The organism is Clostridium sp., assembly GCF_040797585.1.
GTDB lineage: Bacteria > Bacillota > Clostridia > Clostridiales > Clostridiaceae > Clostridium_Z.
Genome location: NZ_JBFNEO010000162.1, coordinates 1 through 6657, shown reverse-complemented (window position 1 = coordinate 6657; position 6657 = coordinate 1). Strand labels below are relative to the sequence as shown.

The window sequence follows — 6657 nt, the reverse complement described above, 5'->3', positions numbered from 1 at the left end:
AGGACTTATATCATTAAGATATAAGTCCTGTTTTATGTTAATTTAGATTAATAACTCTTTTATCACAAGTTATTATTTCTTTAATAGCTTTAGTTGGACACTTACTTACACAAATCCCACATTGAGTACATTTATCATAATCAACTAAGGCTATATTATCTTCTACTTTAACTGCATCAGATGGACAATTTTTTTCGCATATTCTGCACCCTATACATCCTACTGTACAGTTATTACGAACTAATTTACCCATATCCTTAGAATTACATTGAACTCTAACCTTCTTTTTCGCCGGTACTTCATCTATTAAAGATTTCGGACAAACTTTTCTACAGGCGCCACAGTTTGTACATTTTTCTTCATCTACAATGGCAACTCCATTTACTACTTCTATGGCATTAAATTCACAAGCACTTACACAAGTACCTAGACCTAGACAGCCATAAGAGCAGCCTTTATCTCCACCCTCTAAAAGGCTTGCTGATATACAATCCTTTATTCCTTCATACTGGAATTTATTCTTTGCACTATTGCAATCTCCATTGCACTTAACAAAGGCAATCTTTCTTTCTACTGAATCTACCTTTACTCCTAAAATATCTCCTATTAAATTTGATACTGAGGATCCACCAACAGTACATGCTGTAATACTAACACCTTCTTCAATAACCGCCTTAGCATAAGCATCACATCCTGCAAAACCACACCCTCCGCAGTTAGCTCCTGGAAGGATATCTCTTACCCTTGGAATTCTCTCATCTAACTTAACCTGAAATTTCTTTGAAGCATAACTTAAAAGTATACCAAATATTAAACCTAAAATACCCAGGCTTAGAGCTGAGTATATTATACTATTTAATTCCATACTCTTCCTCCTAGTGTATTACCCCTTGGAAGCCTAAGAATGCTATAGACATTAATCCAGCAGTGATTAATGTTATAGGAAGTCCTCTTAAAGCTTCAGGAATGTTTTTATTATTATCAATTTTTTCTCTAAGTCCTGCAAGAAGAACTATAGCAAGCATATATCCAGCAGCTGCTCCTAGTCCATTAGCTAATGCATTTAAAAAACTATACTCCTCTTGTATATTTATAACAGCCACTCCAAGAACTGCGCAGTTAGTCGTTATAAGCGGTAAATATATTCCTAGAGCCTTATAAAGGGAAGGACTTAACTTTTGAATTACCATTTCTACAAATTGCACTAAAGCTGCAATAACTAATACAAATGCTATTGTGTATAAATAAGTTATATTTAATGGTACTAATATAAAATGATATACACTATAGGACATAATTGAAGCAAGTCCCATAACAAATGTAACTGCAAGACCCATTCCTACTGCGGCATCTGTTTTTTTAGATACTCCGAGGAAGGAACAAATACCTAAGAACTTCGAAAGAACAAAGTTATTTACAAGCATAGCATTTATAAATATTAAAAATATTTCCATATATATTCCCCTTCCAACATATTAACTTTGTGGTTTTACGTTACATCCCATAGAGCACTTAGAACAGTCATGAATCTTAACCTTATTGTTCTTATCTCCACTTTTTTTCATCTTAATTATGTTTATGATAACCATAAGAATTCCTAAAGTAAAAAATGCTCCTGGAGCTAAAACCATTATGGAAGCTGGAACATAGGCCTCTGGCATCACTTGTATTTCAAATAATGTTCCACTACCTATAATTTCTCTAAAAGATCCTAGTATAGTTAAAGCTAATGTAAATCCAAGCCCCATGCCAAGTCCATCAAAGATTGAAGGTAAAATCTTATTCTTAGATGCATAAGCTTCTGCTCTTCCAAGAATTACGCAGTTAACAACTATAAGAGGTATAAATATACCAAGAGATCTATAAAGACTTGGTGCATAACCTTGAATTAAAAATTCTATTATGGTAACAAAACTTGCTATAACTACTATGTATGCTGGGATCCTCACTTTGTTTGGTATAAATTTCCTAATCAGAGATATAACAAAATTAGAACACATAAGTACCACTGTAGTAGCTATACCCATACCAAAGGCATTCTTAACATTTGCTGTAACTGCAAGGGTTGGGCACATAGCTAATACTTGAACAAATATAGGATTTTCATCCCATATTCCATTTTTTAATCTTTCAAATAAAACTTTCATATTTAAGCCCCTTTCTTTAATGTACTATTAAATATTTTTAGAGCTTCATTTACTCCATTTACCACTGCTGTAGAGGAAACTGTAGCACCAGATATACCTTCTACCTCATTGGATTTACTTGTGGAGGTTTTTACTAAAGAAAGCTTTTCACCTTTTTTAAGCTTAAATTTATCACTAAACTCTTTCTTTTCTATTTTAGATCCAACTCCTGGTGTCTCTGAATGGGATAATACTTTTATGGCATTTACAGTACCCTGTAAATCTAAAGAAACCATTACTTCTACATCCCCATGGAATCCCTTTGATATAGTTTTAATTAAATATCCACAAGTGGTATCATCTTTTACTCCTTCTAAAATCTCTTTCACATACTCATTAGAAGATAAGTCTATATCCATTATTTCAACTGTAGTTGCTTCCGGCATTAAAGCCTCAAGCTCTTTTTTATCAATTTTACTATTTTCTTTAATAAGCTCCTTAGTTCCCTCATAGGAAAATCCAAGTAGCACTCCTGCTATTGTAGTTACAATACAGAGGATTATTCCAATCTTTATATGACTTTTCATTACACAATAGACCTCCTTAATTTAGAAAATACTATCTTATCTATTAAAGGAGTAAATAAATTCATTATTATTATGGCGTAATATGCTCCTTCTGAATTATATCCATATATTCTAAATAAACCAGTTAATACACCTGCCATAATTGCGAAAATAACTTGTCCCATAAAACTCATTGGAGTTGTGGCATAGTCATTAGCTCCAAAAATAGCAGCTATCACTATACTTCCTGACATTATTCCTCTTAAAGAAGCTTCTACATCCATAGATTCTTTTCCGAAGAAATAATAAAATAAAAAGCAAGTTATCATATAAATAACAGTGGTATGAACCTTTATAACCCCTCTATATGCTAAATAAAGGAATCCAACAAATAGAGCTAATATGGATACTTCCCCTATGGTTCCAATCTCTTGTCCAACAAAGATATCCCAAAGGCTTGGTAAAGTATTTGTCGCCACTTCTGCTCCTGCACCACTAGCTGATGTAACAGCTTCTGTAGCAGCTTCTGCTCCTGAGGCTGCTGTAACTGAATCAGTAGCTTCAGAAACCTTTATTAACACAGAAGAATAGGAAGTGATTAAAAAAACCTTCGCTGCGAGAGCAGGATTCATTATATTCTGTCCTAATCCTCCAAAAAATTGTTTAACTATTATAATAGCAAATCCATTAGCTACCACAGGAAGCCATAAAGGAACGTGTGGTGGTAGTATAAGTCCTATTAAAAGTCCTGTAACTAAAGCACTAAAATCCTTTATAGTTATTTTTCTTTTAAATGCCTTTTGCCAAACAACCTCAAAAAACATACTAGATAATAAAGATACAAGTAAAATATATGCAGCCTCTTTTTTATAAAAGTATATTCCTGCTCCTGCTGCCGGAAGCAGTGCTATAAAAACATCTCTAATTATAGAGTTTTTATCCCTTTTAGATCTAATAAAGGGATTAAAGGATACCCTCATTAGTTTCTCCATAATATCTGTCCTCCAATCTATTATTTTCTCTGTCCAGTAGCTATTCTATGAGCTATATGTCTTCTACTTGGACATATATAGCTACAAAGACCACATTTTGTACAAAGATCTCCATTAAACTGTTTAAACCCTTCAATATCATCATTTATTACAAAGGATTCCAGTTTCATTGGAAGAAGCTTAACAGGACATATATAACTACATCTACTGCAACTTATGCAAGGTGATTCCTCATAAGTTTTGAATTTGCTAATGGTTAAGCTTTTTATCCCTTTAACCACTCTTTCATCTAAGGAAGTTAAGGCTCTTCCCCCTAAGGAACCATTTACAATAACTTTATCTATGGAGTCCATATCTTCACCTAAAGTCGTCAATATATCCTTTACAGAAGATCCTATGGGAACTAAATATACTCCTGGATTTTTAATTAAGTTTCCTCCTATAGATAATAACTTTAATTTTTCCTTTTCTAGAGAATCAGAAAAGTCATCTACGAAATCGTATAAATCTACAACTTTAAATCTTTCCTTAATTCCGATTTTAAAGCCTAATGCCTCATCTCTTAAGAAGGAATCCTTATAGGAAACAGATTTAACATCTATCTTATCCACTTTAGATAAGAAATTTTCTTTTCCTTTTTCTAGAACTATACAAATTCTAATATCATGTTTCTTAAGAAATTTTTCTACTATACCTTGTAAATTATCTTCGTAATTGCTTAAAAGTACTGTGTTAGTTTCATCAAAAGGCTCCCTATCAATGGCTTTTAAAATGATAGTGTCTAGATTTTCATAATTTAATGAAGCTACATCTAAGTACTTTTCTTGATCCTCTACTGGAATCTCTAGTTTTTTTACTCCTTTAAAAGGAATTCTCATAGATTTTATTTCCTTAAAGGCTCTATTAAGAGTTAAAAATCTCATTTTCTCCCTCCTATTATGTTTTAAAGAACATTTAATGAGTTATTCGTTTACTTATTTAACACTTAACAATTTTAACATAATATTAAATACTGCACAATAAAACTGGTGGATTACATAGAATTATAGAGAATTATGCAGAAAAGTAGGATACTTTGAAAGGTAAATATATACTAATTAGATTATATTAATGAATATAGCTAATTAGTATATATTTTAAATTAAAAATCCTTGATTGCTATAGGTTTAAATTCTTATATTGTTTAACTTAAACTTATATGCATGATATATTAAAATTTATATTATAATTAAAAATTTATAAACTTTTTGTTGATAATATATACTATAATTGTCAATATAGTTATTTAAAACTAATAAAATATTAAATATTAATATAAATTGTTATTTACATTATATGTAGACTAGTATAGGATATAATTATATAAATATAATGTACTGATCTAGAAAAGAGGATTCTGCAATGAAACATTTATTTATAATTAATCCTGCCGCAGGTAAAGGAAAAAGTATAGATTATATAGATAAAATCCATGAATACTTTCAAGATAAAGACATAAAATATAAGATTGAAGTTACAAATTATAAAGGACATGCCACTAATATTGCTAAAAAATATTCTTCTTTACATGAAGATTTAAGAATATACTCTTTAGGTGGAGATGGCACTTTAAATGAGGTTTTAAATGGTATGGCATCTAGTACATCGTCTTTAGGAGTTATTCCATGTGGAACAGGAAATGACTTTATCAGATCTTTTTCTAAAAATAACTCCCTATCAGATATTTTGAAAAGTACCATTGAAGGTGATGAGAAACTTATAGATATGGCTTTAGCCAATGGAAGATATTTCCTGAATATCTCCTCTGTAGGTTTAGACTCAGAGGTGGCATATAATAGTAAAATGTTTAAACAAAAAAAGTTTATTCCATCACATATGTCTTATTTTTTGAGTCTTATATATACTCCATTTTATTTTAAGAGCCTACCTCTTGAAATATACATAGATAATAAGAAGCTTAAGGAAGAGAGTCTACTTATGGCAGTATGTAATGGTTCCTTTTATGGAGGAGGCATACCTATTTGTCCTGGAGCAAATTTATATGATGGAAGTCTTGATGTATGTTTAGTAAAGAAAACTTCCCTATTTAAGCTTTTAAGATTCATTCCTAAAGCTTTAAAGGGAAATCATGGAGAGGCTGAGGAAGTTCTGTTTTATAAAGGAAGAAATCTTAAGGTTAAGAGCTCTAAGAATTTTTCCCTTCAATGGGATGGTGAAATTTTAAGATGTAACGAAGTAGAGTTCACTGTAATCCCTAAAGGACTTAAGGCTATAGTTCCTAAAAAGTAGTAAAAGGCACCTTATAGGTGCCTTTTATTTAAAAATTACATTACCATTCTCCATTTTATCAATAATAGCTAAAGATTCAACTCTTACTCCTTCTTTTTCTATTACGCTTCTTCCAGGTTGGAAGCCTTTTTCTATAACAATTCCCACTCCAACTGGAACTCCTTTTCCTTGATTTACTATGTCAATAAGTCCTAAAGCAGCACACCCATTAGCTAAAAAATCATCTATTATAAGAATTCTATCCCCTTCATTTATAAAGTTCTTATTTACCTTCACATCATAAGTAGTATTTTTAGTGTAAGAATGAACTGTAGAACTTAACATATCCTTGTCCATGTTTGCTCCAACAATCTTTCTTGCAAAAACCACAGGAACAAAATCAAAATACTGTGCTACAATAGTAGCTATCCCTATTCCTGATGCTTCTATAGTAAGTATCTTATTTATACCCTCATCTTTAAATCTTCTTTTAAATTCTTTTCCCATCTCATTAAATAGCTTAACATCCATTTGGTGATTTATAAAGCTATCTACTCTTAATATGTTTCCTTCGGTAACTAATCCTTTTTCTAATATTGTATTCTTTAATAATTCCATAGTAGTTGTACCCTCCAATTTATTATCTCCTGCAGGAATAAGACCTTTATAATTAACTTCATTAGTAAGAAATTTAAGATAAAACTC

At 31.1% G+C, this 6657-nt stretch carries 8 protein-coding genes; 1 reads left to right on the top strand and 7 read right to left on the bottom strand.

Features of this window, described 5'->3' with window-relative positions; translation table 11 throughout:
• Positions 1-37: 37 nt before the first annotated feature.
• The 6 genes from AB2369_RS10170 to AB2369_RS10145 are packed head-to-tail and all read right to left on the bottom strand — an operon-like array spanning position 38 to position 4607.
• Entirely contained in the window at positions 38-865 is an 828-nt protein-coding gene (locus tag AB2369_RS10170; RefSeq protein WP_367666368.1) for an RnfABCDGE type electron transport complex subunit B, read from the bottom strand.
• 10 nt (positions 866-875) lie between these two features.
• Positions 876-1454: an electron transport complex subunit RsxA gene (rsxA, locus tag AB2369_RS10165; RefSeq protein WP_367666367.1), complete on the bottom strand. Its 579-nt coding sequence runs from the start codon at positions 1452-1454 to the stop codon at positions 876-878.
• Between the two features lie 21 nt (positions 1455-1475).
• A complete protein-coding gene (rsxE, locus tag AB2369_RS10160) occupies positions 1476-2147 on the bottom strand; it encodes an electron transport complex subunit RsxE (RefSeq protein WP_367666366.1) in 672 nt (223 codons plus the stop codon).
• 2 nt (positions 2148-2149) lie between these two features.
• The gene (locus tag AB2369_RS10155) at positions 2150-2713 is read right to left on the bottom strand and encodes an RnfABCDGE type electron transport complex subunit G (RefSeq protein WP_367666365.1); all 564 of its coding nucleotides are present in this window, start codon (positions 2711-2713) and stop codon (positions 2150-2152) included.
• Entirely contained in the window at positions 2713-3684 is a 972-nt protein-coding gene (locus AB2369_RS10150; RefSeq protein WP_367666364.1) for an RnfABCDGE type electron transport complex subunit D, read from the bottom strand. Before AB2369_RS10150 ends, AB2369_RS10155 begins: the two co-directional genes overlap by 1 nt.
• Positions 3685-3704: 20 nt before the next feature.
• Complete coding sequence (locus AB2369_RS10145; RefSeq protein WP_367666363.1) at positions 3705-4607, bottom strand: 4Fe-4S dicluster domain-containing protein; 903 nt, start codon at positions 4605-4607, stop codon at positions 3705-3707.
• Between the two features lie 478 nt (positions 4608-5085).
• On the opposite strand from AB2369_RS10145, the gene AB2369_RS10140 reads away from it, so the two are divergent.
• Positions 5086-5973 (top strand): diacylglycerol kinase family protein, encoded by an 888-nt coding sequence (locus tag AB2369_RS10140; protein ID WP_367666362.1) that lies wholly within the window; start codon positions 5086-5088, stop codon positions 5971-5973.
• Positions 5974-5997: 24 nt separating this feature from the next.
• Here the strand turns inward: AB2369_RS10140 and AB2369_RS10135 are convergent, their stop codons facing one another.
• A complete protein-coding gene (locus tag AB2369_RS10135; protein ID WP_367666369.1) occupies positions 5998-6570 on the bottom strand; it encodes a xanthine phosphoribosyltransferase in 573 nt (190 codons plus the stop codon).
• Positions 6571-6657: the final 87 nt, after the last annotated feature.

What these genes read in the sequence shown, in the direction of transcription:
- AB2369_RS10170 (WP_367666368.1), bottom strand. Translation starts at nt 865, where the DNA reads ATGGAATTAAATAGTATAATATACTCAGCTCTAAGCCTGGGTATTTTA.
- rsxA (WP_367666367.1), bottom strand. Translation starts at nt 1,454, where the DNA reads ATGGAAATATTTTTAATATTTATAAATGCTATGCTTGTAAATAACTTT.
- rsxE (WP_367666366.1), bottom strand. Translation starts at nt 2,147, where the DNA reads ATGAAAGTTTTATTTGAAAGATTAAAAAATGGAATATGGGATGAAAAT.
- AB2369_RS10155 (WP_367666365.1), bottom strand. Translation starts at nt 2,713, where the DNA reads ATGAAAAGTCATATAAAGATTGGAATAATCCTCTGTATTGTAACTACA.
- AB2369_RS10150 (WP_367666364.1), bottom strand. Translation starts at nt 3,684, where the DNA reads ATGGAGAAACTAATGAGGGTATCCTTTAATCCCTTTATTAGATCTAAA.
- AB2369_RS10145 (WP_367666363.1), bottom strand. Translation starts at nt 4,607, where the DNA reads ATGAGATTTTTAACTCTTAATAGAGCCTTTAAGGAAATAAAATCTATG.
- AB2369_RS10140 (WP_367666362.1), top strand. Translation starts at nt 5,086, where the DNA reads ATGAAACATTTATTTATAATTAATCCTGCCGCAGGTAAAGGAAAAAGT.
- AB2369_RS10135 (WP_367666369.1), bottom strand. Translation starts at nt 6,570, where the DNA reads ATGGAATTATTAAAGAATACAATATTAGAAAAAGGATTAGTTACCGAA.